Raw genomic sequence first — 25,077 nt, forward strand, 5'->3', positions numbered from 1 at the left:
ATATTTCTGCATTCTACTTCCTGATAAAGGATTGGGAAAGGTACTTGTATGCCCCGTTGGGTATGGTTGGCCGGAAGTGTTCTGGCCGTTTCTGCTGTGGCTACTGGCGTGCTGCTTGCTGGCCTTCCACACTATAATCTGGCGCATATCGCTTCAGATAAAATAAGTGCGTCACTTGGCCGAAAAACCCAAATAGAGGCATTGCATGTGCGCTTTGGCCGGTGGGTTACGGTGGATCTGGATAATCTGCATCTGGCCAATATCCCCCAAGGTAGCCGTGCGGATATGATAAGCTTGAAGCATCTGCACGCTCAAATCCTGCTTAGTTCCTTATTTAATGGGCAAATGCAGGCGCGAGATGTGAAAATTGATGGATTTTCGGGCTTGTTCGAGCGTACGCTTACGCGTGAACCCAACTGGAGGTTTGGTAAAAAGGCATCTTCTGCGCCATCCAAGCCAAAGGAACCCAGTGGCAAAATATGGTTTCCCGGCCTGCGTGATGCAGCCATTACGGATAGTGAGGTTATTTACCGTTCAGCGCATGGGCATAGCTATGTAACAGGCCTGAAGGCAGTTGCCCTGCACTCAACAAGTGACAGCGCACCATTGGTGATGAACGTTAACGGGGCGTATAATGGCACGCCCGTAACATTGCAGGCCAATATGCAGCCGATAGATGTTTTGCGCCAAGCGGGTAAGCCTTACGGAACAGATATTCACGCGGCATCAGGGGACTTATCTCTGCATCTCAACGGCACCATGACAGATCTATTTGATTTTGATGGTATTGATGCAAAGCTGGATTTGCAGACAGCAACATCCCGGCCGATCATGGCTTTTGCTGGCGAAGCTGATAGCAAGATTACGCAACCTGTTACGCTATCGGGGCACTTTACGCATAAAGGGGATGTGTGGCATCTGGACCATACAACTGGTTCGCTCAAAGAAAGTCCGATTAGCACTGCGGATGTAACATTTACAGAAGGCGCGAAAGGGCAGCCTGATAAGGTTGCTGGTTCCATGGCGTTTTCCCGCCTAAACCTGAATGCTCTTTTGGGAAGCCCGTCCGAAAAACCCAAAACATCTACGAGCGGTATTGATGTGCCGCTGCTGGTGCCTTTACATCCTGATCCGCTTATTAATGTTACACTCGCGGCAGATACGGTGCTGTATAATACGCTTGTTTTCAATCAAGCCCAAATCAGCATAAGCCAAATGCCAGGCCGGGTGGATGTGAGCTCCATGAAAATGAATTGGCTTGGAGCCAGTATTCAGGCTTCCGGGCACTTGTTGGCTGGTCAGAAAGGCACGCGCGTACAGGCTACAGTAAATGTAGATAATGGGGACATTGATCAGTTTCGTAAGCAGGCAGGGTTTTCACCTTTTCCGGTGGGCGGAAAGCTGAATATTCGCGTGCTTACGCATGCAGATAATATCCAGACTTTAAATGAAGCCTCGCGCCAGGCCAATGTCACGGCTGCAGTGGGCATGAACACAGGAACAATCTCTCGCGAAGTGATGGATATTGCGACAACAGATGTTGGGGCTCTCTTTCGCCAAAGCAAAGGCAAGGCGAGTGTATCATGCCTGTTGGGGGCGCTAAAAATGCAACAAGGTAAAGGTGTTGTGCAGCCATTACGTATAAAATCGGATGCAGGTAGTATTGTGGGAAAAGCTGAGTTTGATTTGAACAAAAAAGCATTTGAACTGGTTTTTGCCAGCAATGGTGCCAAAGGCATGTTGGCTATGGAAATTCCCGTTATGGTGAGCGGCTCTTTTAGCAGCCCACATGTGGGGCTGGCCAAATGGTCTGGCCGCGGACGAGAACTTTTGAAAGAAGCAGATATGGCATCCTTTTTACCCCCTGAACTAAAAAGCTTTACGGCTGGTTCGGCCTGTAGCCATGGGATGAGCGTAAAATAATGATACCAGAGACATCTGTTTCCGAACAAAAGCCTGAACTTGCTACAGGAACGCGGCCTGTGCTGGTGGCTTTGTTTGCCTGCACCCTTGTGCTGGGGGCAGTGTGGATTTTAGAACCTTTTATTCCCGCTCTTATTTGGGCGGGCACCATTGCTGTAACCATGTGGCCATTATTGCTGCGGTTGCAAGGCTGGTTACATGGTAGCCGTAAAATGGCTATTTCCTGCACGCTTCTGGTTGCTCTGGCCTTGTTTGTTCTGCCATTCTGGATGGCAGTTTCTACAGTGGTGAAGCATGCTGATGCGTTCAGTAATATCATTCCCTACATTAAATCTCTAAAATTACCCGATCTGCCAGAAAAACTGCTCCATCTGCCTATGGTGGGAGAGTATTTGGGCAAATGGTGGCAACATCTGCAAAACATGAAGCCAATGGATATTGTGCAGCAGGCTGTGCCGCAACCAGACCAGATTATGCATTATCTTATGTCTTATGCGGGCAGTATTGGTATGCTTGCAGTGCAGTTTTTGCTTACTCTTATTATACTTACGGTATTTTTGGCAAAAGCTGAATATCTGATTACAACATCAGAAAGGTTGGTGGGAACGTTATCTGGCAAGCGTGGGCAGAATATGCTGGAACTGGCCGTGCGTACTATCAGAGGGGTTGCGTTGGGCGTTACCCTTACCGCCATTGTTGAAAGTTTGGTAGGGGGCGGTGGTATGTACCTTACAGGCGTGCCATGGGCCAGCATTCTTACGGCTGTTACCTTTATGGCTTGTCTGTTGCAAGCAGGGCCGGGGGTTACTCTTTTCCCGGCGGTGATCTGGGTTTACTTTGATAAGGGAATGGTGCCAGCAATTGTTCTGCTTGCCATAACTTTTTTAACCATCTTTCTGGATAACATGTTGCGGCCTTATCTGATCCGTAAACAGGCAGATGTTCCATTAGTTCTTATCATGATGGGCGTTATTGGCGGATTAGCAGCCTTGGGTTTGGCCGGTATTTTTGTTGGACCGATGATCCTTTCCATTACCTATACATTGATCAAGCAATGGATGGAAAGTAATCAGGAAGCCTGATTCAAAATCGAATAACAACCCCAATATCTTAATAAGTACACAAGATATTGGGGTTTATTTAAGAGTTATTTATTTGGCTTTGTAGTGAATACACAAGCGGCCAGAATAATCATAACAATCTGCAAGATACCGCTCTGCACCGCATCCTTTTTATCCTGATGTTGAACAGCTTTACGGCTACGCACACCGGCAATTCCGTGGCTGGCAATAAGGCTAAGGCCTAACCAAGGGCGGTATGTTTTGCCCCATCCATCCTTACGCAGGAGACAAAAACCTAGAATACCAACCAGACCGGCAGACCCCATGGTAGCGAGATGGACGGATTTTTCTTGGCCATCCAGTTCCTTATCCTTGCTACATGCTGCCATGGCTGTCCATGCAGCACTCAGGCCTATGGCGCTAACTTTAAGGGCGGGGAATATACATTTTTTAATAAGGCTCATGTAAATGCATCCTTTTAGCATAATTTTGATCCATTAAAATTTGGGGCTTTGATGCGGCATTTACAAGATTATCAAAGATACCCTGCCATGGCCTGGGAACAGGGCAGGCAGGAAGGTTGCTCCATGAAAGGGGAGGAAATGGATAACTGCAAAAAATTATGTTGATAATGATTCTTAATAATGTATTTGTGCAACGAGTTCTCCTTTAACTTGTCTGAAAGATAGCGTGGCTTTTTTGCATGAGGTTCATGGCTTTATATAAATGCATGCGAGGGGCAAGCATAACCACATCTTTCCTGCCCGAGCGGAATATTGAGGGGCAGCATGTTACCTGAATACATGATGTGGATTGCAACAGGAGCCACTGTTTTTGGGTGCTGTATGCTTTATGCCACTTGCCGTAATCAATATGTATTTACGGTTCCTTTGCGCCCCAAAGGTTTATTCAGAATGACGGGATGGGCGGGGCTGGTGCTTTCTTTTTGCTGTCTTTGGCAGATCAAAAGTGTAGCGACTGCATTATTCATGCAAATACTGTTGATGATGCTTGTATGGCTTTTGTTTCCATTTGCTGTTGCTTTGCTGAGGCAACGGTAGGCGTTATGCGTAAATATACTTACACAAGCCAAAACTGGTTTGCCAAAGTTACTGCGGCTGTCGTGCCGGGTAATATTCTTACATTTGGCCTTGTTGGTGTAATTGGCGTTCTCTCTCATGCAGATAGTGATCCAAGAACGGCATCTGCTCAGTTTTTAACATGGCTCACGGTTTTGCTGTGGTGCATTATTTTACCAACCTGCTTTTTGTTTTCTAACGGCAGGCGGGCTTGGAATTACCTATCCATATCTGCCTTATGTGTCTGGGGCCTGTTTTTTGTTTTAAGGGTCCTACAGGCATGAAAATACGCGCAGATATTGTACAAATGTATCGGGATATTCATAGTTGGGTGGGTATTCTGGCAGGGTTGTTTCTTTTTGTGGCGTTTTATGCTGGAGGCATCAGCGTTTTTGAAGGGCCTCTTCAAAACTGGCTCACAAAGCCAGCGGCTTTGCCTGCACCAGTAACTGTGCAGCAGGTGCCGGATCTGATGCAAAAAGCATTTGCAGCTTACCCTGAGGCACAGCAGGAATATACGGTTGTGCTGTCGCCCACCGCTTCTTTGCCTGCCAGACTGATGTGGCCCGTAGAGGCCGGGCAAAGGCATGCCGGACCAGTGGATATGATAGCGGCCTCACTAGATGCACAGGGGCATCTGGTTACGGTAAGACACAAGCCATCTGAAGTGGCGCATTTTATAGATGAGCTCCATGAAAATGTGGGACTACCCGTTTTTATGCCCTACAGCAGATGGTTCATGGGCAGTATTGCGCTGTTATATGCCGTTGCGCTGGTATCTGGTGTGATTGTGTTTTTGCCAATGCTGGCAAAAAATCTATTTGCCTTACGGCTGATCAAGGGGGCGTGGAAGAAATGGCTGGATATTCATAATCTTCTAGGCCTCTTTAGCCTGCCTTTTCATGTGGTTATTGCTCTTTCATCCGTGCTTTTTGCTTATCATGGTGTCATCCATAATGTGCAAACCATGATGTTTTCTGCTCCGGCGGCTATTCATGATCATCATTTGCACGCACGGAATATGAATCACGAGGCGGTTGCGCAGACTTCTATCATGCCTCTTGCTCCGGCAGAGATTGTGCAAGCTTTGCAAAAGCAGGCTCCGGGATTTGTGCCAGATGTTTTGGATTATGCCTCAACAGATAAAGCGCAACAGACTTTACGCGTAATCGGGCATGATGAGCACTATATGATGCGTGGCCCGGCTGGTGGCCTTGCCGAGCTTGACCCAGCTTCTGGAAAAATACTTTCTACAGAATATATGCCGGGGCTCCAATCTGCATCCTTTAGTATTTTAACTACCTTTTTTGCCCTGCACTTTGGGAGTTTTGGTGGGAATACAATTAAGTTTGGATACTTGATACTGGGTTTTGTGGGGGCATTTCTTTTCTATTCTGGCAATAGATTGTGGCTGATATCACGGTATCGAAAGGAGCAGAAAAACGGAGCAACAGAGCCTGGAAGGGGCACAAAATTTCTTACGTGTTTAACATATGGCAGTATTTTTGGATGTATTTCCGGCATTTCTGTTCTTATCAGCACAGCACTTTTAACGCCTTATTTCGGAAGTTATTTAAGTGTCAGCCTTCTTTATTATGCTATTTTTTGTATCTGCCTTGGGGGAGCTTTTATAATACCAGATACAGTGCGCATACGTGTATTGGGGGCGTGCGCTGTTATAACAACCCTTGTCATTCCCTTAATTTATGTTTGTAAATGTTTTGTCTTTTAGGTTTGTAAAGCTGCTGATGTATATACACCAGCAGCGCGCTTTGCGTTTTTGGGCTCTACCGCAGGAGGCGTTGGTTTAACGCGGCGCCAGCAGGCGGAAAAGTGGCCCGGTTAAAACGGTGGAAACAACTGCCAGCACCATTAAAGATGCAAAAGCAAAATCAGACAACATACCCTGTTCATGCAGAATAGTGGCGGCAACAATTTCCATCAGCCCTTTGCATTGTAGCAGCGCTCCAATACCCAAGGCTTGTCTGGGTTTAAGCCCCGGAGCAGGCGGAAACACATAAACTGCGCCAATCTTGCTCAGGATGGAAATACCAACCAGAGCAAAAGACGCAATAATGGAAGGCCATGTCAGGGCGTCTCCATTTATTCGTAGCCCGCTATGGCCAAAGAACATTGGCGCCAGCCAGATAAGAGCAAATGTTCCAACCTGTTCTATGGGCAGGCGTCTTACCCAACTGGGCGGCATGATTGCACCGGCAAAATATGCGCCTATCAGTTCGTGCAATCCAAGCTGCATGCTGGCCCATGATCCGGCGGCCAGATAAACAGGAACAGTCACCCAGATAACCCATGCGGGAGGATGACGGAAATGGCGAGAAGCCCAGTTGCCAGCAGCAGCCAGCCCAACCAGTAGCGCAATGGCCAGAAGCTCCAGCCCTGTCCAGCCATGAAGAGCTGCGGTGCCTCTGTGAGCAAACTGTAAAACAGCAAGGCCAACCCATAAGGCAGCATCATCCACCACAGCAAGCTTAAGTGCTAATTGCCCCAACGGACGTTGAGACGCATCAAGTTCTCTCACAACGCCAATCAGAACCGGGAGAGCGCTTACGGAAATGCACAAGCCGATAGAAGCTGCGGCAATAAGAGGTGAGGCCAGAGGAGCTTGCCATCCATGCAAAGGCAGAAAACAGGTGTAGGCCAAGATGGCCCCAAGCAAGAAGGGAATACCTAAAGCAACGCCTGCACCGGCTAACAGACGACCGAGGGAGGGGGAGGCAATGGCATGGACCGATGTATCACCCTCTGGGTGCTGCCACATTTCCAAGCCAGCAGTAAACGCCAAAACCAATACGGCAACCCACCCAATGGTATCACCATAAGAAGAAGGAATGCCCAGTTCTTTTATGGGGGCGTGCCATACAGCCAGCAGAATGCCAATAAGGATAGGTAATACAACAATAGGCAGTGCTTTGTGCAGAAGGCGCCACAGCACCCAAGGAAGGAAAACAAAAATTGTGGCATCTGTGAAAAGCGATGTCATTGCTGTGTCGTTCCGTCCTTTGTTGTTGAAAACTAATCCTTTGTAATCGAAAACCGCGATGGTATGCAAATTGCGCATATCAGTGCGTATTGATATGTTTTGTATGCGCAGGTTTGTGATACATTGCAACAGCATATGCATAAGGAATATATCAAAAGTATATTATAAATATAGACATTTATAATATATGAAAAACACATAAGTATTTCAGTTTATTTGGTTTTTGAAAAAATTTTGTGAAGACTTAATGAGTTTGCAAATATCTTATCTCATAATAGGTGCAAAAGTTTCTAACCAACGCACTGGGTAGAACTCAGGTTGCCTGCGTATTGAACGCGCAAATCCAATATTTTAGGCCCTAAAGGGGCAGAGAAGGCATTCAGCAGAGTAAATTGTGCTGAAATCCATGTTTATTTTGTGGTTAGAGGATTGCCATTTTGCGCACGGCATATTATTTCTAATTCGAAACGTACGTGTTGGTCTTACAACTGCGGTGAAGGCATCATGCTGCTGAATACTTTATTTGTGTTCGGCTGGTGGCAAGTGTGGATCAATACGTTTCGTGTTCGTCACTATTTCTGATGCGCAAGAGAAGTGATACATGCGACAGACCAAAACCGATCGAAGTGCCTTCAAATTTGTATTGCTATCATGCTGCGCTGCATTTTTGTGTGAAACAGGCACATCAGTAGCTCATGCACAAACATCTGCGCCTGCACAGGTTCAGGTGGGAGACATCGCCAAAACCCTTCAGCCCGAAGAGGCGGAAAAGGGTGCAGGTACCCCAACAGATGGAGAAGAGCCGCCTGCCACTTCTCTTTCTGAAGAGGAAGAGGCCATGAAGCCCAAGGCAGGCAACCTGTTCCATGTTAAACCCGGGCACACACCTACCTACTGGGAAGGTCTGGAAGGGCATGTCTCCATTGAAGCAGGGATTTCAGGAAACCCCTGGACCCGTTCTGGCCGCAACTTTGCGCAGTATTATTCAGATCGAGCCAATACGGTCACGCTGAATCAGATCATTGGCTCTCTGTCTCATCCTGTCACGTCTGTAGGCAGCGGATACGGCATCGGCTTTGTGCTGGAGGCCATGTATGGTTCCGATGCACGGTTTGACCCCACAATCGGGATGGGGTCTGGGTCTTTGCATGGTCTGTATCAATGGGCCCCCACACAGGCGCATCTGGATGTACATCTGCCGTGGATCTTCAAGCGCGGCATTGATGTGCAGATCGGCCAGATGTACGGCATTATGGGGGCAGAAGGCACGCCCGCTCTTGCACGGCCATTCTACACATATAACTACGCCTCAGATTATATCGTACCGTTTCAGACGGTAGGTATTCTGGCCACCATGCATCTGACACGCCATATGGACTGGATTTTGGGGGTGGATGCAGGGAATTCCACAACCTTTGGTGCCTCTGGCAACAACAACAAGCCCAAGGGCTATTTTGGTCTGGCGTGGAACAAGCTGATGGATGGCAAGCTGGATGTGCATGCCATCGGGCATTTTGGGCCGCAGGGTAACAATGGCCGCACCATTGTTTCACCCACAGGGTGGGTGAGTGCAGGCATTGGCAAGCAGGCCAACAGCCTTATGCAGTATAATGCGGATGTGATGGCCACGTATCATATCAATGACAAGATGACTGTTTCTGTGGATGGCACCTATCTGCACGATGATTCTTTGCGTGATGATGCTTATGGGGTGACAACCTATTTTTCTTACGACATTCACCCTTGGCTGACATTTAATGCACGCGGCGAAATCTTTCGGGACAATACAGGTGGGGTGATTACGGAATATTCCAGCTTTAACTCTCTCACGCAGGCTCTGAGCAACCAGCCCTTCCCATATTACAACGCCTTGCCCACAACTTATGGGGAGCTGACGGTGGGCGTCTCCTACAGGCCCGAGTTCGTGAACAAAAGGCTGGCGCTGGGCGGCTTTACGATCCGGCCTGAAATTCGGCTGGACAAATCCCTCAACGGCACGCATCCATTCAACCAGGCTGGCACTGTGCAAAACCCAACCGTTAATAACGGCACAAACAACATGCTTTGGTTCAGTTGCGATGCAACATGGTCGTTCTAAGGTGTTTTTAAAAATATAGAGGTGATAAGAATACGGGAGATATAAAAACAAAATCTCCCGTTTTTTTAGCTTTCTATTTTATACAGCAAAAGAATGATGCATCTGCCTGAATATGTCCGGCACTGCTATTTTAGCTTCAATAGAACAGTCAGCCTTACCAACTGTCTCACCCATGAGACAATTGGTAACATTTTTTACAAACTCGCGTGAAAAACAGGACAAAAGTGTGACGGCATTGTGTCCTTTTGTGTTGTGCAGGGCCATTGGCCGCTGCGTGAGCATGGTATCTCAGGATCATGCCGCCGTAACGGCTCGTGAAACTGTAGAAAGAGCACGAGTATGCGAGAGAGTCAGGCGAGGTTATTCTCGCTCATAACCTCTATTCTGCTTGCCATTGTGGGGCTTTTCCTCTTCTTTGGCGGCGCGGAACTTCTGTTCCTTGGTGGTTCCTGGTTTTATATTATTGCTGGCGGTGTCATGCTGGGGGCCGCTATTAGCGGCTTTCGCAAGCCTGCTCTGGCTATGCGCCTGTATGCTGCTTTGCTGCTTGTGGCCACTATTTGGTCTTTATGCGAAGTCGGGCTGAATATCTGGGGCCTGGAAGTTCGTCTCTTTACGCTTATCGGGCTAGGTGTTTGGCTTCTGCTGCCAGGGGTTTGGCGCTCGGGCAATAGCTGGCTGGGTGATAAGCGCGAAGTTCTGGGTTCTTTGGTGGTTTCCTGCCTTGTTGTTGTGGCAAGTTGCTTCAGTTCTTATTCCATTGATGGCACCGTACCGGCAGACCGCATGACAGCAAGCGGCCAGTCTGATGAAACATCAGCAGGTGTGCCAGATGGAGATTGGACGGCTTATGGCCGCACTGTTGGCGGAGACCGTTACACTCCATTGGGGCAGATTACGGCTTCCAATATCTCGCACCTTAAACGTGCATGGGTTACCCGCACGGGGGATGTGCAGCAGCAGGGTGAAGGTACTGTAGCTGGGCCAGACCAAGGGCATGAGTTCAATCTGGAACTTACGCCCATTAAGGTTGGTGATACACTTTACATGTGCACACCCCATAGCTGGGTGATGGCGCTGGATGCAGCCACAGGTAAAGTGAAATGGAAGTTTGATCCGCACCCCGCAACGGCAGATTTGGACAAGAACGTCTACCTGGCTTGCCGCGGTGTTTCTTACTACCATATTCCTGATGAAATTCAGACAAGCTGCCGTAACCGCATTTACTCACCAGTTGCCGATGTGCGCATGGTGGCGGTAAACGCAGAAACCGGCAAACCCTGTGAAGATTTTGGTGATCACGGCTTTATCTCCCTGCGCCAGTATCTGGGCCATGTGCCGCATGGGTTCCATTTTGTAACCTCTCCGCCAATGGTAGCCAAAAACCGCGTGATTACTGGCGGGTGGATTTTTGATAACCAAGCCAATTTCGAGCCCTCCGGCGCTATCCGTGCGTTTGACGCTACAACAGGTGAAATTGCCTGGGCGTGGGATGCAGGGCATCAGCCAGAAACATGGAAACCCGGCCCGAATGATGAGCTAACGCGTGATACACCCAATGCTTGGGGTGTTTACACGGCAGACCTCAACCTTGGGCTTGTTTACATTCCTACGGGTAACTCTCCGCCAGATAACTGGGGCGGAACCCGTCGTCCGTTTGACGATGCAACATCCTCTGCCACAATTGCGCTGGATATTGTAACGGGTGAACGCCGCTGGACCTATCAGACCGTGCATCACGATCTGTGGGATATGGATCTGCCTTCTGGTCCATCTATGGTGGAACTTCCCGGCGCGAATGGTGAGCAAGTTCCTGCACTGGTGCAGAGCACCAAGCGTGGTGAGTTTTTTGTTCTGGACCGTCGCACCGGCACACCTGTTCCGGGTTATCCGGTTGAAGAAAAGCCGGTTCCCACAGCAGGCCATGCGCCGGATGACCGTGTATCTCCCACACAGCCTTATCCTGTTGGCATGCCTTCTCTTACACCGGCCAATCTTAAAGAGTCTGATATGTGGGGGGCAACGCTGCTGGACCAGATGATCTGCCGTATCCAGTATCGTCAGTCTGCTTACGAAGGGCAGTTCACACCACCGCATGTGGGTAAAACAACCATTGTTTATCCTGCATTTTACGGTGTTGTAGACTGGCAGGGTATTACCATTGACCCGCAGCGTAAGATTATGCTGGCCAATGCAAGCTATCTGCCTTTCCGTATCAAGCTGGAAAAACGTACGGGAATGGAGCAGGCCGGTACGCTGCCAAAATGGACTGGCAGTGGGGAAGAACCTGCGCCTAAAGGTGATGCCCTTTCTGTTTCTCCAGATTACGGAACACCCTATATTGCGCTTACCAACCCTTGGCTGAACCCACTACAGATCCCTTGTAAGGGGCCGGTTTGGGGCACGCTGACAGCAATCGATCTGGTTACCAAGAAGATTGTCTGGCAGCATCCTGTTGGCACAACGCGTGATACCGGGCCTTTCCGTACCCATAACAACCTGCCTTTGCCTACCGGTATGTATAATATTGGCGGCAATATTGTTACCAAAGGTGGCGTTGTGTTTATGGGTGCCACAGCAGATGATTATCTGCGGGCATTTGATCTGGCGAGCGGTAAGGTGATCTGGCGTGATCGCCTGCCAGCAGGCGGCCAGGCTACCCCCATGAGCTACGAAGCTGGTGGCAAGCAGTATGTGCTGATTGCAGCCGGTGGCCACGGTGGCCTTGGTACCAGAAGCGGTGATTACATTATCGCTTACACGCTTGATGGTGAGAAAGCTTCTCCCGCTCAGTAACGCGTTAACACATTGGGGTTCCAGTTTATCTGGAACCCCGCATCACGCGTTTCTTTGATTGTTATTGTTGCTTATCGGAATATTCAGATGCGTTTGATAGAAGGCGGGGAGCGTCTGCTTTCCCTCGTGCGTTTCGTCATGCCTACAGTGATTGTGTGTCACGTAGTTCCTGCGCGAGCTGCGGATATCACGTTGGGCATTATTGGCCCCCATGAATATGACCTACCTGTGGATTTCAAGCCATTTAACGTGCTGGTGCAGTATGGTGATGGAAACGCCGCAGGCCATAGTTACGGAAGTGGTGGGCAGCGTACGCCAACAGGCGGCAGCCATACATGGTCGGGTATGACAAAATATGTGCACTTTCGTAGTTTTGAGGCCATTCCTCATGTTGGGTTTGCTTTTGAGTTGATCCAAACCGAAAGCTACAAACTGGCAGATGGCACAAATTACGGTGGGCTAGGGCCTACTATTGTTGGGCCAGCAGCATGGTTTAAGCCCAACAAGCACAGTACTTTTGGCATACAGACCTTTATGCAAACGCCATATGGCACAAGAGATGCAACATCTACAAATTATTGGTCAAATATATCCAGTTTAATATTTGATTATGAATGGAAACACTTCAGTTTTGATGGTGATGCCGGCACGGTTGTTGGCTCTACAAAACATCAAAAAGACCAGCATAGCTATTCACCCGGTGTGGTGTTTTACACCAACTTGCGATTTAGCTGGAAAGCGACCAAGAAGTTCGAACCATTTCTTGCATTTGACTGGCAGAATGTAACAGGAACGCGCGATAACACGTTACGCCAGTATCTGGATAATTCTAACAGCCGTGAAATCGCTCTGGGCCCGGGGCTTATGTATAATATTAACCAGCACTTTTCGCTAACGGCCCGCTACTCGCATTCTCTTGAAGGGCGAAATACACCAGAAACTAATGCCTATTACATAAAGTTTGTTTACCTTTGGCAGTAGGTTTTATTTTTGAATAACAAAAAATTTACTTGGAGAAGATAGGTAAAAAATAAAATACATAAATTACCTATGAGAGTTATATTTTTTATGTATAAGAGAAAAACAACGTTAGAAAAGCCTTTAATATGTCCTTGTCGGATATGGTAGAGCCCTCGCGATGAATACACGGCCTTTTTCTCAACATACTGTTTCCAAAGCAGAAAGCCCGGAAGAAACAGTACAGAAATCTTGGATACGTTGCGAGACATCCTACCAGCTTGATCCTTCCCAAAAATGGAAGGCAGACGTTCTGTGTGGTGCAGAATTTCGGCATGTTAGCAGCCGGTCCGCATTGCTTTTGCGCCAAGCTTCGGAAGAAATGCAGCACCTTTTTACTTTGGTGCAAGGTTTGGGGCTTATGGTATTGTTGGCCGATCCAAACGCCATGATTCTGGCACGCTGCGCAGATGAAACACACCTTTCCGTTTGTCGCCGCCTTAATCTGCGTGAAGGCGCTATCTGGAGCGAAGAGATAGCAGGCACCAATGGTATTGGAACATGCGTAGAGGATAGATGCCCCGTTTTTCTGGGGCGAGGCGCGCATTGGCGCTTTTGTTTTTCTTTGCTGATTAGTTATGCTGTACCGATATTCGATGCACAGGGGCGTGTTGCAGGAGCCCTAAACCTTGCCTCCATGAATGGCAAAACAGCCCAGCCCATTGACAAACTGCTAATGGAAACACTTGCCCAATCTGGCCGGCGTATTGAAGAACAGCTTTTCCGTAACAGTTACGCAGGGCAAAAAATACTTACCTTGGGTTCTGTAAGGGGGTGCTCAGCACCTTTGGTTTCTATTAACGACCAAGGGGAGATTACAGGCGCCACGCATGCTGCGCGTGAATGGATGGGCTGGACAGATCAAACCATTGCCCAACACCCCAACCTGTTAACCGAACTGGAAGAGGGATCGGAAATAAGTTTCCAAAAGGCGGAAGAAAACGTTATCCGCTCCGCTTTGGCGGTTTCTCAGGGAAATGTTACGCAGGCTGCACGTGGTTTGGGAATTAGCCGTGCAACACTTTACCGCAAGATGAAGGGCTTTGGGATTAACTAAAAGCCTTTACTGGAACGGGAAGTACCGGAAAGTTACGTAAACTGTATTGCCTGATGTTGCCGGGTCTACGCTATCGCCATGTCCGTCATTGCCCTTAAAGGCGAACTTGCGCACAAAGGTATATTGCAAGCCTGCCATCATGCTTCCGTAACGGCCTTGCAAAAAGTGCCACCAGCCGCCAGCGGTAAAGGAGGCAAGGGTGTGTGTTTGTGCACTACATACCCCAAATTCCACATCGCACCCAGCCAGATCCAGATCGTTTACGCCGTAACCATATTGCTTGCCATCTGCGCCAATATAACGTTTGCGACCAGAAGCTTCCACGCCCCCATAAGTGTAAAGCAGCACGGAAGAATTGGGGTGCCCCACTAAGCCGAGTGATCCCATAATTTCGGGAACAGGCGTAAGCTGCCCACGGCCGTTGAATGTTGTATCTGGTATTTGGGTTGGTCCATAACGGCCAATGCCATCACCGGCCAGAACATCACCGGTAAGGTGTAGGCGGTTCGTGCCCAAGGGGGCTGTCATACCAGCACCTACGCCGCCACCAAAATGGGTGTGTTTTTTGGTTGTTGTTGTCCCCGGTTCCACAGCAAGAGAGCGGAACCAGCGCGCAAGGCCGAACACTTCATAATGACCGAAGGACGTATCTGCCGCTGCCTTCAGAATCATATCCGGAACAGGGTTGTAAGAGTAATTTGTGGCTGCGTTTAGCAGCATTCCCCCGGTATTGGCATAGTAAACACGCGCGCCTTCTGCTTGCCCCCGCGCAGCAGGAATGGTGCTGCCAGAACTGATAGTGGAAGAGAAACCAACGGTAGCCTGAGGGTCTTCAATAGAAAGGCCAAGCCAGTATTTCTGATTCCAGTCCTTGCCAATTCGGATTTGAGGCACGCGTGTAAAAACAATACCGGGCAACTGGTTGTTATCTGTAACTGCGGGCAATTCTTCTTGGCGGGGAATAATGCCTTTGGCGTAGTTGGTAGCCAAGCTCCATGCTTGCCCCATAAGAATATGTAAGCCCCAATCCTTTTGGGTGAACGTAAAGTAACCTTGCCGCAGACGCGGCGTGTAGCCATTAATCTGCACGCTATTGGTTGTGCTGCCAGAACCCGCAAAATCACTTTCAACATAAGCCTGCAAGCGGGAAGACTTGCTGGGGTTAGCTTCCATTAAAATTGACAGGCGGCTGAGCTGGGCAGAAAGCCGTTCTTCAGACAACCCATGGTTGGGGCTGTTGGCATAAGGAAAGTTGCCCCAGCCCGTTGCGGGGCCGCTGGTCATGTTCGAACTACGCCAGATATTGGACATATCTATAAAGCCACCCAGCTTTACAGATATGCCACCAATACTGAAAATGGGCGGTAATCTATCAACTTCTGTTTGCGTAATGGCAGTAGGGCTGGAAGATGAAAGATCGATTGAGGAATGGCTTTTTTCTTCTGTGTCTGCGGCAGGGGGTAAGTCAGAGCCAGAGGCTCCGGGCAACCATTTAAAGCCCAAACCGCTTTTTGCAGTTCCGCCTTGCGTATTGGTGGCAGTTTTAACTGGTGCTTCATCTGGTGAGAAGCGGATGGAAGGATCTTCCCGATCTGCTTGATTTGCGTAAGCAGTGGCAAGCTTATTGCCAGTATGTGCGCCTGTAGGTGTGTTGGCGCTATGGGCAACATTACGGGTGGGGGCGGAGGTGCCTGTATGCCGCTTAGCCTGACGGGATTCAATTGCTTCCACCTGCGCAGCCAACCGGCGCATTTCCGCCTTAATGGCGGCCAGTTCCTGCGCATCATCTGCCAGAGCGGGGGCAGAAAGCAGTATGGTGCAGGTAAATACGCTCCCTGTCAGTAACAGTTTTCTCATATTTTCCACGGTATGTGCATGTTGAATGCTGTACCATTTCACGATGAAATTATTTGCATGATAATTTTTTATGGAATCATGCATTGAGCCAAGTTCATGAGGGCGCAACATGTCACGCCCTTTTGAATGATGTAAACAAAGCGTGTAGAATAAACGTTTGGCTATAGCAAGTCTATGAAGTGGCCATATTCATAGCAGAAATGCATCTTGGTTTTTCTAGCCCTTACTTAGTAAAGGAGTTAGTGAAACGATAGATATAAGTAAATTTCAAAAATCTTATAAATATCTGATTGAAAATCATCATCGTCTAAATGTGATGGTCGTGGCCTCATTTTTAGATGCGGAAGAGGTCTATGCTGCTCAAACCAGAAAGCTGGCTGAACGTCACGAGCCAGCAGGGAGGTAATGTATCATGAGCAACAATCCGCAAATTCGTTTTTGTCCTGTAGGTATTCAGGCCACAGGTGTCCGGCAGGAACGGGATTCAATGGGAACCATAGATGTTCCGGCAGACAAATACTGGGGAGCACAAACCCAGCGCAGTCTGGTGCATTTTTCCATTGGCACAGAGCGTATGCCTCTACCGCTGTACCATGCTTACGGCATTGTTAAAAAAGCGGCTGCGTTGGTGAACGCGGCAGAAGGACGTATGCCGCAATGGAAGGCAGATCTGATAGCCACGGTTGCAGATGAAGTTACAGCAGGTAAGCTGGATGCACATTTTCCGCTGTTTGTTTGGCAGACAGGGTCTGGCACCCAAACAAATATGAATGTGAATGAGGTTATTGCAAACCGTGCCATTCAGCTTGTAGGTGGCAAAATTGGCTCTAAAACACCCATCCATCCCAATGATGATGTGAACATGGGCCAATCCAGCAACGATTCATTTCCAACGGCCATGCATGTTGTCACATTGCTGGAAATTGAAAACCGACTTTTGCCCAGCGTGGAAAAGCTTATAGAAGCTTTACGGCAAAAGGCCGAACAATGGATGGACGTTGTTAAAATTGGCCGCACCCATTTACAAGATGCTGTGCCTTTAACGGTAGGGCAGGAATGGTCTGGCTGGGTGCAAATGCTAGAAGATGCGCTTTGTGGCCTGCGTAAAGATCGTGAAGCTTTGTTCGAGCTTGCTGCTGGCGGCACTGCTGTTGGCACGGGGCTGAATGCACCAGCAGGTTTCAGCAAAGCCATAGCTGCGCGCATAGCAGAGCTAACAAAGCAGCCATTTGTTACGGCGCCTAACAAATTTGCTGCGTTAAGTGGGTTGGATGCCATGGCCAGAACATCTGCCGGTTTGCGCGGCTTGGCGGTGCCATTGCTGAAAATTGCCAACGACATGCGCTGGCTGGCCTCCGGCCCACGTTGCGGGTTAGGCGAACTGCATCTGCCCGAAAATGAACCTGGCTCTTCTATCATGCCCGGCAAAGTGAATCCTACTCAATGTGAAGCAATGGTGATGATTGCAACGCAGGTGTTGGGGAATGATAACACCATTGCTTTTGCGGCTAGTCAGGGCCAGTTGGATCTGAATGTTATGCGGCCGGTAATACTGGCCAACTGTCTTGCCAGTATCCGTATTTTGGCCGATGGCTGCCATAACTTCCGCATTTTTTCTGTTGAAGGTACGCAACTAAACGAAAAGCGGCTTAAGCAGAATGTGGGTGGGTCCGTTATGCTCGTTACGGCTTTGGCCCCTGTCATTGGCTATGACAAGGCTGCGGAAATTGCACACATTGCCATGGAGCATGATCTTTCCCTCAAGGATGCGGCCCTTAAATCTGGTTACGTAGATGCGGCTACCTTCGAGAAGGTGGTAAACCCACTTGATATGGTGGGAGAAGGCGTTGCCGGGGCCTGAATACTAAATATTTCAAGCCTTAACGGAATGGGGAGAGTTTTTCTCTCCCCTTCATTTTACGGTAAAATCAAAAACCACCACATTGGCCAGAAATGGTGCAGCAAATTTTTTAAAGGCATCATGCGCGGGGTCAAAACATCCGCTCGTGTGTACAATCGGGCGACCTACATAGTAATTACGATCACCTTCTGAACGGAAGGTAACAAGATACCCATAATCCAGCCCGTGGTCTGCATTTTCACCACTATTTTGCGGCCCAGATTCTAAGTTGGCAACAACCAGTTTGCCATCCGGTCGGCGTGAGTGTGTCGCCAGTTCCAGAAAACGACGTGTGACTTCCTGCCTTTCAGCAGCAGTTGCCGTGGTGCGGAACTGAAACATCACCATGTGCCGCACAGTGCCGGGGCGAAAGTCTGGCGCAGTAAAGCGCTGTTCACCTATCTGTTTCACCAACGCATGTGTGGCCTGTGCGGCTGTATCCAGCGTGAGGGTTTCATTTGCACAGGCGCGGGTAGAGTAAATGCCTGATCCGGCAAAAAACAAACCTGCTATCAAGCCCAGGCGGATGGAAAGAGGAGATGTTATGGTCATCTGTATTTCATAACACAGATTGCTGCTGGCTCACGTAATGCGACAGGCTACCTCTCTCAAATATGGAAGCGCGTTTGGCTTTTTGACAAGCAGGGCTTGTGTTGCGTAACAGGGCGACCGTGAAGAGAGATTTTGTATCCGCCGTAGCCAGAAAAGGAGGCAGATAGCGTGACACAGCGTTTTACGCCGCCAGAGGTTAAAGGGTGGTGTCCGGGTCTGTTTGCCCCCATGCAAGCCAAGGATGGATGGTTGGTGCGTGTAAGGCCACCGTTGGGCCGGATAACCGCGGCGCAGGCTGTTTTTCTGGCACAGATTGCAGAGCGTGAAGGCAATGGGCTGATCTGCCTTACCAACCGCGCCAGCCTGCAATTACGTGGGTTCTCTCATAACAACGCCCTGCGTTTTCCCGAACTGGCCGTTCTGGCAGGTTTAGGTATGGCCAATCCTGAGCATGAAAAGCGTTTGGCGTTATTGGTATCCCCTTTGGCGGGGTGTGATCGATCCTGTGCCCCAGATACGTTGGAATGTGCCACAGCTTTGCGCGTGGCCTTGTGTCATGCCGATAACCTTTCTGTATTGCCCGATAAGTTTGGCTTTGCCGTAGATGGCGGAGGGCTGTTTACTTTTGGGGTGTTGAAGGCAGATATCACGTTGCAAGCCAATGGGGCGGGGCTGTGGTCTGTTGTATGTGGCAATCAGAAAAGCAAGGCTGCACCCGTTCAGGCCACAGTTGAATTGGCTATAAAACTGGCTCAGGCTTTTACCGCTATCCCGGAGGGTAAACGGCCAGCACGGCACCCAGAAACGGGTAAAATGCTCTTTCAGGCCGTTAATCAGCCTTATTATCCAGCAGAAGGTACGAGTGCAGCCGCGCCGGATCCGGCTTTATTAGCGGGCCAAATAGGCTCTGCCTTATATGCCCTTAATGCGCCATTAGGCATTTTAACATCCACTATGCTGCGTAGCTGTGCGCATCATGCACGAAACGGAGATGGCATCCTGCGGCTTACGCCGTGGCACAGTCTTATTCTGCACGGTATGCCTTACGCGCCGCATGTGGCGGATATGGTGGATACAAGCACCAATCCTATTTTACGAGTTTCTGCCTGCATGGGAAATGCAGGGTGTGCGCAAGCAGAAGGTGCAACACAAGCACTGGCAAAAACACTGGCGCATAGTTTGGGGGCAGGGGAAAGCCTGCATGTATCTGGGTGTAGTAAAGGATGTGCGCACCCAGCAAAAGCAAGCTGGACGGTTGTTGCCGCCCAAAATGGCTATGGGCTTATCCGCAATGGCACGGCATCGGGACCTGTCATGCGCTTTTTTCCAGATGACACAGCAGTCGAAGACTATTTTATAGGCACCAAGCCACAGGAAAGGATAATGAATGGCCGCGTATGAGTATATCAAGGATGGAGCAGCTATTTACGAACGCTCCTTCGCGACCATTCGGGCAGAAGCCGATCTGTCTGCTTTTACGCCGGAAGAAGCGCAGGTTGTCGTACGTATTATTCATGCCTGCGGCATGGTGGAAATGGCGCAATCTGTTAGCATGACGGCTGATTTTGTTACGGCTGCCCGCACGGCCCTGAAAAAGGGCTGCGATGTTTTGTGCGATTCCGAAATGGTGGCACATGGGGTTACACGGGCGCGCCTGCCTGCTGATAATGCCGTAACCTGCACGCTGCGCGATAGCCGCACCCCGGAATTGGCGCGCCAGATTGGCAACACCCGCTCTGCCGCAGCGCTGGATTTGTGGGGTGAAAAGCTGGCTGGGGCAGTGGTTGCCATTGGCAATGCACCGACAGCACTCTTCCACTTGCTGGAAATGTTGGATGCAGGCGCACCGTACCCTGCGGCCATTATCGGGCTGCCTGTAGGTTTTGTGGGTGCCATGGAATCTAAGGAAGCTCTTTCCCTCCGTAAGGATGTGCCTTGGCTTGTCGTGCGCGGTCGGCCGGGGGGCAGCGCCATGGCTGCTGCTGCTGTAAATGCTCTGGCTTGTGAGCGTGAATAAATGACACGCGGCAAATTGCAGGTTGTTGGCGTAGGCCCGGGTGATCCGGAACTTATGACAGTAAGGGCTGTTCGGCTGGTGCAGGCGGCAAAGGTCGTGGCGTATTTCTGCCGTCATGATAGGCCGGGCCATGCGCGTACTATTGCACGCGCACATATTGCGCCCGATGCCGAGGAGTTGCGGCTAGAATATCCATTCACAACAGAAATTTCCGTTGCCAACCCGGCGTATCATGGTGGCATGGGCCAATTTTATGATGACTGCGCGCGCAATCTGGCTCAGCGGCTGGAAAAGGGGCAGGACGTCGTTCTGTTATGTGAGGGCGACCCCTTTCTGTATGGTTCGGCCATGTATCTTTTTGATCGGCTGAAAGCTGGTTTTGAAACCGAAATTGTACCCGGCATTATGGCTATGAATGGCTGCTGGACACAGGCACACCTGCCCATAACGCACGGGGATGATGTGCTGTGCGTTCTTCCTGCCACGTTGCCAGAAGAAAAGCTGACCAACTGGCTGGAACAGGCAGATGCCGCAGTTATCATGAAAACAGGCCGTAATATGCCACAGGTCAAGCGGGCGCTGGAAAAAGCGGGGCGTTTGGAAGATGCCGTATATGTTGAACGCGGCACGCAGGAAAATACCCGTATGTGTGCCTTGCAGGAGCAGGCAGATAACGTGCCTTATTTCTCGTTGGTTCTGCTGCCGGGTCGGAAAGGTGTGAGATGAAGGGTAGCGTTACCATTATAGGGTTGGGGCCAGGTAATAGCCTCCAGCGTACGCCACAGGCAGATCAGGCCTTAGCTCAAGCAACAGATCTGGTTGGTTATGGCCCGTATGTAAACCGGGTAGAAGCCCCTCCGCACGTTGTTCGTCATGCCTCAGACAACAGGGTAGAACTTGATCGCGCTCGCCATGCGTTGGAAATGGCAGAGCAAGGGCGGCATGTGGCAGTTGTTTCTGGTGGAGATGCAGGCGTATTTGGCATGGCCAGCGCTGTGTTTGAAGCATTGGAGCAAGGGCCAGATAAATGGCGTGCGCTGGATATTAGCGTTGTTCCCGGCCTAAGTGCTGTTCTGGCTGCGGCTGCGCGGCTGGGTGCCCCGTTGGGTGGGGATTTTTGTGTGATGTCCCTTTCAGATAACCTCAAACCCTGGGATGTCGTGCTGGAACGGTTGCGGCTGGCTGCACAGGCTGGATTTGTGATTGCGCTGTATAATCCTCGGTCTCATGCTCGCCCGTGGCAGTTGGGTGAGGCATTGGAGCATTTGCGCGGTGTTTTGCCAGCCACTATTCCCGTTGCTTTCGCGCGCGCCATTGGGCGGCCTGATGAAGCTGTGCGGCTTTCCACCCTACAGGATGCCAATGCGGAATGGGCCGATATGAGCACATTGGTGCTGATAGGCTGTAAAGCTAGCCGTTTGGTGGATCGGCCCAATGGTGAACCGTGGTTCTACACTTTGCGGCGGGTTGATGCAGCTTGATGCGCCTGTAACCATGCCATGGCTTGTTGAGCAGTTTCTACTGTAGGGATATGAGGGCAGGCCACTGGGCGGTCAATCATCAGGACGGGAATACGCAACAGGCGTGCAGCTTCCAGTTTGGGGTATGTAGCGCTGCCCCCGGAGTTTTTGGAAACCAGGAGTGTGATGCCGTAATCCTGCATTAGCTTGGCTTCACGGCTCACATCAAAAGGCCCGCGATCCAGCAGAACTGTTGCATTTGGAGGTAAGGAGGCAGGATCTGGCGCATCAATGGAGCGAATGAGGTAATGATGTTGGGGCGCAATTTTAAACGGCGCTAATTCCTTACGGCCTGTTGTTAAAAAAATGCGCTGTGGTGCTGTTCCCCATTTTGGAGAATTAGCTAACAGGCTGGCGGCTTCTTTCAGATCAGCTGCATGGAACCATTTATCGCCTGGCATTTCCTGCCAACCAGGACGTTCAAGACGTAGTAGAGGTGTTTGGGTAGTGCCGCAGGCTGTGGCGGCGTGTTGGCTCATAGTGGCCGCAAAAGGGTGGGTGGCATCTATGAGTGCGCTGATGCCATGTGTTTTAAGCCATGTGCTTAACCCATCAGCGCCCCCAAAACCACCAATCCGCACGGATAGCGTAGGTAAATGCGGCTGTTTGGTTACTCCGGCAAGGGAAAGCGTGGTACTGATGGAGGGGGTCTGCTCCAGATCACGGCACAAGGCAGAAGCTTCTGTGGTGCCGCCGAGAACAAGAACGCGAAAATTATTGGAAGATGAAGGCATACGGGCAAGCTTTACAGCATAAAAAATAAAACTGTTGTAAAAGCCCAGCCCATTAGCGTGCAAGTATGTGCCAAAAAAGGAATGGATAAATGACCGAGCAACCCCAACATGCGCCACAAACCCCGTGGCTCACCCTGATCGGGATTGGGGAAGATGGTGTGGAGGGTCTTTCTCCTGTTGCGCGTTCCATTCTTACACAAGCGGTTTTTGTGGTCGGAGGGGCTCGCCATTTGGAACTGGTGGCTTCCTTAGTGCAGGGGAAAACACTTGCTTGGCCCACACCCTTTGAACGCGGAATAGATGCCATTCTTGCCCGAAAGGGCGCGCCAACTGTAGTATTGGCCTCTGGTAATCCATTCTTTTTTGGCGTGGGTAATACACTCGCGCGTTCTATTCCACCGCAGGAAATGCTGTGCTTGCCTGCTCCATCTTCTGTGGCTTTGGCATGTAGTCGGCTTGGGTGGGCAGAGCAGGACTGCCGGGTGATTTCTCTATGTGGCCGCCCCATAGAGCAGCTTTATCCAGCTTTGCAGCCATCTGGCCGTGTGATTGTACTGTCTGCTGATGAAAATACGCCGCGTGCTTTGGCCAACTGGCTTAGCAGTAAAGGGTTAGGGGCAACGCGCTGCCATGTGCTGGAGCGGCTGGGTGGCCCACATGAAGCCATGCACAGTTTTTACGCCAGCAAAGGTGCCCCGGATAAGCTTCAACGGCTTAATCTGATCGGGTTGGAGATAGATGCCCAAAGCGCTCCGCACACATTGCCTCTTACCAACGGGTTGCCCGATACGTGCTTCGAACATGATGGCCAGCTTACAAAGCGGGAAATTCGCGCTGTTACACTATCATCCCTAGCGCCTCGGGCAGGGGAGTTGTTGTGGGATATTGGGGGCGGGGCTGGTTCCATCAGTATTGAATGGATGTTGGCATCTCCCTCTTGCCGCGCTGTGTGTGTTGAAGCGCAGCCAGAGCGGGTTGCACGCATTGCACGCAATGCTGTGGCTCTTGGTGTGCCGGGGCTAGATATAAGGCAAGTCCGTGCGCCAGAAGGCATGGAAGATTTGCCAAAGCCTGATGCTATTTTTATTGGTGGAGGTGCAAGCCGCGCTGGTGTGTTGGAAACTGCATGGCAGGCTCTTAAACCCAGTGGTCGTATTGTCGTGAATGCCGTGGTGGCTGAAACAGAAGCGCGCTTGCTACGCGCTATGCAGGAGTGGGGCGGAACGCTTACGCGTATCTCTGTGTCTCGGTTAGAGAAGATAGGCTCTCTGCACGGTTTCCGCCCTGCCATGCCGGTAACGCAATGGATTGCGCAAAAGCCCAGCGTTGCATGATATTTCTAGGTATGGGTTGGAACAGCAGGGCGACCTTAGCGCAGGCTCAGGCGTGTATTGAACTCGCCTTGGCGCAGCAGTTTGGTAAAGAGTTGTCAGCTCTTGCTGTGCCTGCATTTCGGCATACAGAAAATCTGCCGTTACAGGTAGCAAAATGGCTGGATATTCGAATTGTCTGGATAGAGCTTGCCGCCATGCGGCAGATGAATGCGCAATGCCAGACAGTATCAGCCCGTAGCATGCAGCATACTGGCGTAGCCTCTGTATCTGAAGCCTGTGCATTGGTTGCGGCTGGCCCACAGGGCAAACTTATTGTACCGCGTTGCAGCATGAGTGGTGTGACATGCGCCGTGGCAGAAGGAGATATTTGAATGACCGTGCATTTTATAGGGGCAGGCCCCGGAGCAGCTGATCTGCTTACCATACGCGGAAGGGATATTTTGGCATCCTGTCCAGTATGCTTGTATGCAGGATCTATTGTGCCGCCGGAAATGCTGCAATTCTGCCCGCCTGATGCGCGTAAGGTTGATACAGCCCCCATGACATTGGACGAGATTGAAGCCGAATACGTAAAAGCCCATCAGCAAGGGCAGGATGTGGCACGCCTGCATTCAGGTGATCTGTCTGTTTATAGCGCTGTGGCAGAGCAAATCCGCCGTTTGGACAAGCACGGTATTCCGTGGAGCATGACACCGGGCGTACCAGCCTTTGCGGCAGCGGCTTCCATATTAGGGCAGGAATTAACCATACCAGGCGTTGCCCAAAGTGTGGTGCTCACGCGTGTAAACGGGCGTGCTTCCGCCATGCCAGAAAAAGAAACGCTGGCAGCGTTTGGCGCTACAGGGGCTACATTGGCTATTCATCTGGCAGTGTATGCGCTGGATAGAATTGTAGAAGAGCTAACACCATTTTATGGGGCGGATTGTCCGGTAGCCATTGTGGCCCGAGCAACATGGCCAGATCAGCTTGTGCTACGAGGAACACTCGCTAACATTGCAACCAAATTAAAAGAAAACCCCATAGAACGCACCGCACTTGTGATAGTGGGCCGGGTATTGGGGGATAAAGATTTTAGGGAAAGCGCTTTGTATAACCCTGATTATCGGCGGCGTTTTCGCGGGCAGGACTAAG

Annotated in this window: 21 protein-coding genes; 15 read left to right on the plus strand and 6 right to left on the minus strand. The window is 50.3% G+C overall.

All coding sequences use genetic code 11. The features are described 5' to 3' along the window. Positions 1–48: 48 nt before the first annotated feature. Both ACP7IZ_RS12285 and ACP7IZ_RS12290 read left to right on the plus strand, forming a co-directional pair. A complete protein-coding gene (locus ACP7IZ_RS12285; protein WP_426849470.1) occupies positions 49–1,923 on the plus strand; it encodes an AsmA family protein in 1,875 nt (624 codons plus the stop codon). Beyond that, positions 1,923–3,005: an AI-2E family transporter gene (locus ACP7IZ_RS12290; protein WP_426849471.1), complete on the plus strand. Its 1,083-nt coding sequence runs from the start codon at positions 1,923–1,925 to the stop codon at positions 3,003–3,005. Before ACP7IZ_RS12285 ends, ACP7IZ_RS12290 begins: the two co-directional genes overlap by 1 nt. 65 nt (positions 3,006–3,070) lie before the next feature. Here ACP7IZ_RS12290 and ACP7IZ_RS12295 read toward each other — a convergent pair whose 3' ends face one another. Together ACP7IZ_RS12295 and ACP7IZ_RS12300 are read right to left on the minus strand one after the other, a co-directional pair. Next, positions 3,071–3,448 carry a hypothetical protein gene (locus tag ACP7IZ_RS12295; protein WP_170315338.1) on the minus strand — a complete coding sequence of 126 codons (378 nt, stop codon included), beginning with the start codon at positions 3,446–3,448 and terminating at the stop codon, positions 3,071–3,073. Between the two features lie 404 nt (positions 3,449–3,852). Then, the gene (locus ACP7IZ_RS12300; RefSeq protein ID WP_426849473.1) at positions 3,853–4,164 is read right to left on the minus strand and encodes a hypothetical protein; all 312 of its coding nucleotides are present in this window, start codon (positions 4,162–4,164) and stop codon (positions 3,853–3,855) included. 179 nt (positions 4,165–4,343) lie between these two features. On the opposite strand from ACP7IZ_RS12300, the gene ACP7IZ_RS12305 reads away from it, so the two are divergent. After that, on the plus strand, positions 4,344–5,795 hold the full coding sequence (locus tag ACP7IZ_RS12305) for a PepSY-associated TM helix domain-containing protein (protein ID WP_426849475.1): 1,452 nt from the start codon (positions 4,344–4,346) through the stop codon (positions 5,793–5,795). 75 nt (positions 5,796–5,870) lie between these two features. On the opposite strand, the gene ACP7IZ_RS12310 is transcribed toward ACP7IZ_RS12305, so the two are convergent. Continuing rightward, the gene (locus tag ACP7IZ_RS12310) at positions 5,871–7,142 is read right to left on the minus strand and encodes a cation:proton antiporter (RefSeq protein ID WP_426849476.1); all 1,272 of its coding nucleotides are present in this window, start codon (positions 7,140–7,142) and stop codon (positions 5,871–5,873) included. A 523-nt stretch (positions 7,143–7,665) separates the two neighbouring features. Between ACP7IZ_RS12310 and ACP7IZ_RS12315 the strand changes: the two genes are divergently transcribed. The 4 genes from ACP7IZ_RS12315 to ACP7IZ_RS12330 all read left to right on the plus strand — a co-directional run bounded on the left by ACP7IZ_RS12315 (position 7,666) and on the right by ACP7IZ_RS12330 (position 14,032). Further along, positions 7,666–9,162 carry an outer membrane beta-barrel protein gene (locus tag ACP7IZ_RS12315; protein WP_426849478.1) on the plus strand — a complete coding sequence of 499 codons (1,497 nt, stop codon included), beginning with the start codon at positions 7,666–7,668 and terminating at the stop codon, positions 9,160–9,162. Positions 9,163–9,501: 339 nt separating this feature from the next. Continuing rightward, positions 9,502–11,958, plus strand: a complete 2,457-nt coding sequence (locus ACP7IZ_RS12320; protein ID WP_426849479.1) for a membrane-bound PQQ-dependent dehydrogenase, glucose/quinate/shikimate family — start codon at positions 9,502–9,504, stop codon at positions 11,956–11,958. Positions 11,959–12,045: 87 nt separating this feature from the next. Beyond that, complete coding sequence (locus ACP7IZ_RS12325; protein WP_003630995.1) at positions 12,046–12,939, plus strand: transporter; 894 nt, start codon at positions 12,046–12,048, stop codon at positions 12,937–12,939. A 157-nt stretch (positions 12,940–13,096) separates the two neighbouring features. After that, complete coding sequence (locus ACP7IZ_RS12330; RefSeq protein WP_426849481.1) at positions 13,097–14,032, plus strand: helix-turn-helix domain-containing protein; 936 nt, start codon at positions 13,097–13,099, stop codon at positions 14,030–14,032. Positions 14,033–14,038: 6 nt separating this feature from the next. Here the strand turns inward: ACP7IZ_RS12330 and ACP7IZ_RS12335 are convergent, their stop codons facing one another. Continuing rightward, a complete protein-coding gene (locus ACP7IZ_RS12335) occupies positions 14,039–15,973 on the minus strand; it encodes a hypothetical protein (RefSeq protein ID WP_426849483.1) in 1,935 nt (644 codons plus the stop codon). A gap of 328 nt (positions 15,974–16,301) precedes the next feature. On the opposite strand from ACP7IZ_RS12335, the gene fumC reads away from it, so the two are divergent. Then, positions 16,302–17,750 carry a class II fumarate hydratase gene (gene fumC, locus ACP7IZ_RS12340; RefSeq protein WP_426849485.1) on the plus strand — a complete coding sequence of 483 codons (1,449 nt, stop codon included), beginning with the start codon at positions 16,302–16,304 and terminating at the stop codon, positions 17,748–17,750. Between the two features lie 51 nt (positions 17,751–17,801). Here the strand turns inward: fumC and ACP7IZ_RS12345 are convergent, their stop codons facing one another. Beyond that, positions 17,802–18,341: a Dabb family protein gene (locus ACP7IZ_RS12345; protein ID WP_426849487.1), complete on the minus strand. Its 540-nt coding sequence runs from the start codon at positions 18,339–18,341 to the stop codon at positions 17,802–17,804. Between the two features lie 168 nt (positions 18,342–18,509). On the opposite strand from ACP7IZ_RS12345, the gene cobG reads away from it, so the two are divergent. Genes cobG through cobJ form a run of 4 tightly spaced genes read left to right on the plus strand, consistent with a single transcriptional unit; the run spans position 18,510 to position 21,839 of the window. Beyond that, positions 18,510–19,742: a precorrin-3B synthase gene (cobG, locus tag ACP7IZ_RS12350; protein ID WP_426849489.1), complete on the plus strand. Its 1,233-nt coding sequence runs from the start codon at positions 18,510–18,512 to the stop codon at positions 19,740–19,742. Beyond that, entirely contained in the window at positions 19,729–20,358 is a 630-nt protein-coding gene (locus ACP7IZ_RS12355) for a precorrin-8X methylmutase (protein WP_426849491.1), read from the plus strand. The genes cobG and ACP7IZ_RS12355 overlap by 14 nt, the downstream gene beginning before the upstream one ends. Continuing rightward, positions 20,359–21,084: a precorrin-2 C(20)-methyltransferase gene (locus tag ACP7IZ_RS12360; RefSeq protein WP_426849492.1), complete on the plus strand. Its 726-nt coding sequence runs from the start codon at positions 20,359–20,361 to the stop codon at positions 21,082–21,084. Beyond that, complete coding sequence (gene cobJ, locus ACP7IZ_RS12365) at positions 21,081–21,839, plus strand: precorrin-3B C(17)-methyltransferase (RefSeq protein ID WP_426849494.1); 759 nt, start codon at positions 21,081–21,083, stop codon at positions 21,837–21,839. Before ACP7IZ_RS12360 ends, cobJ begins: the two co-directional genes overlap by 4 nt. On the opposite strand, the gene ACP7IZ_RS12370 is transcribed toward cobJ, so the two are convergent. After that, positions 21,809–22,612, minus strand: coding sequence for a cobalt-precorrin-6A reductase (locus ACP7IZ_RS12370; protein ID WP_426849496.1), 804 nt, complete (start codon positions 22,610–22,612; stop codon positions 21,809–21,811). The two genes, cobJ and ACP7IZ_RS12370, sit on opposite strands and share 31 nt — an antisense overlap. Positions 22,613–22,701: 89 nt before the next feature. On the opposite strand from ACP7IZ_RS12370, the gene cbiE reads away from it, so the two are divergent. From cbiE to cobM, 3 genes are read left to right on the plus strand one after another with little or no spacing between them, the layout of a single operon-like run. Then, positions 22,702–23,946 (plus strand): precorrin-6y C5,15-methyltransferase (decarboxylating) subunit CbiE, encoded by a 1,245-nt coding sequence (cbiE, locus tag ACP7IZ_RS12375; RefSeq protein WP_426849498.1) that lies wholly within the window; start codon positions 22,702–22,704, stop codon positions 23,944–23,946. After that, entirely contained in the window at positions 23,943–24,317 is a 375-nt protein-coding gene (locus ACP7IZ_RS12380) for a cobalamin biosynthesis protein (protein WP_426849500.1), read from the plus strand. Before cbiE ends, ACP7IZ_RS12380 begins: the two co-directional genes overlap by 4 nt. Then, entirely contained in the window at positions 24,318–25,076 is a 759-nt protein-coding gene (cobM, locus tag ACP7IZ_RS12385) for a precorrin-4 C(11)-methyltransferase (RefSeq protein WP_426849501.1), read from the plus strand. Position 25,077 lies beyond the last annotated feature (1 nt).

The sequence above is a fragment of the Acetobacter sp. AAB5 genome (genome assembly GCF_050106715.1).
GTDB classification, from domain to species: Bacteria; Pseudomonadota; Alphaproteobacteria; order Acetobacterales; family Acetobacteraceae; genus Acetobacter; species Acetobacter oryzifermentans.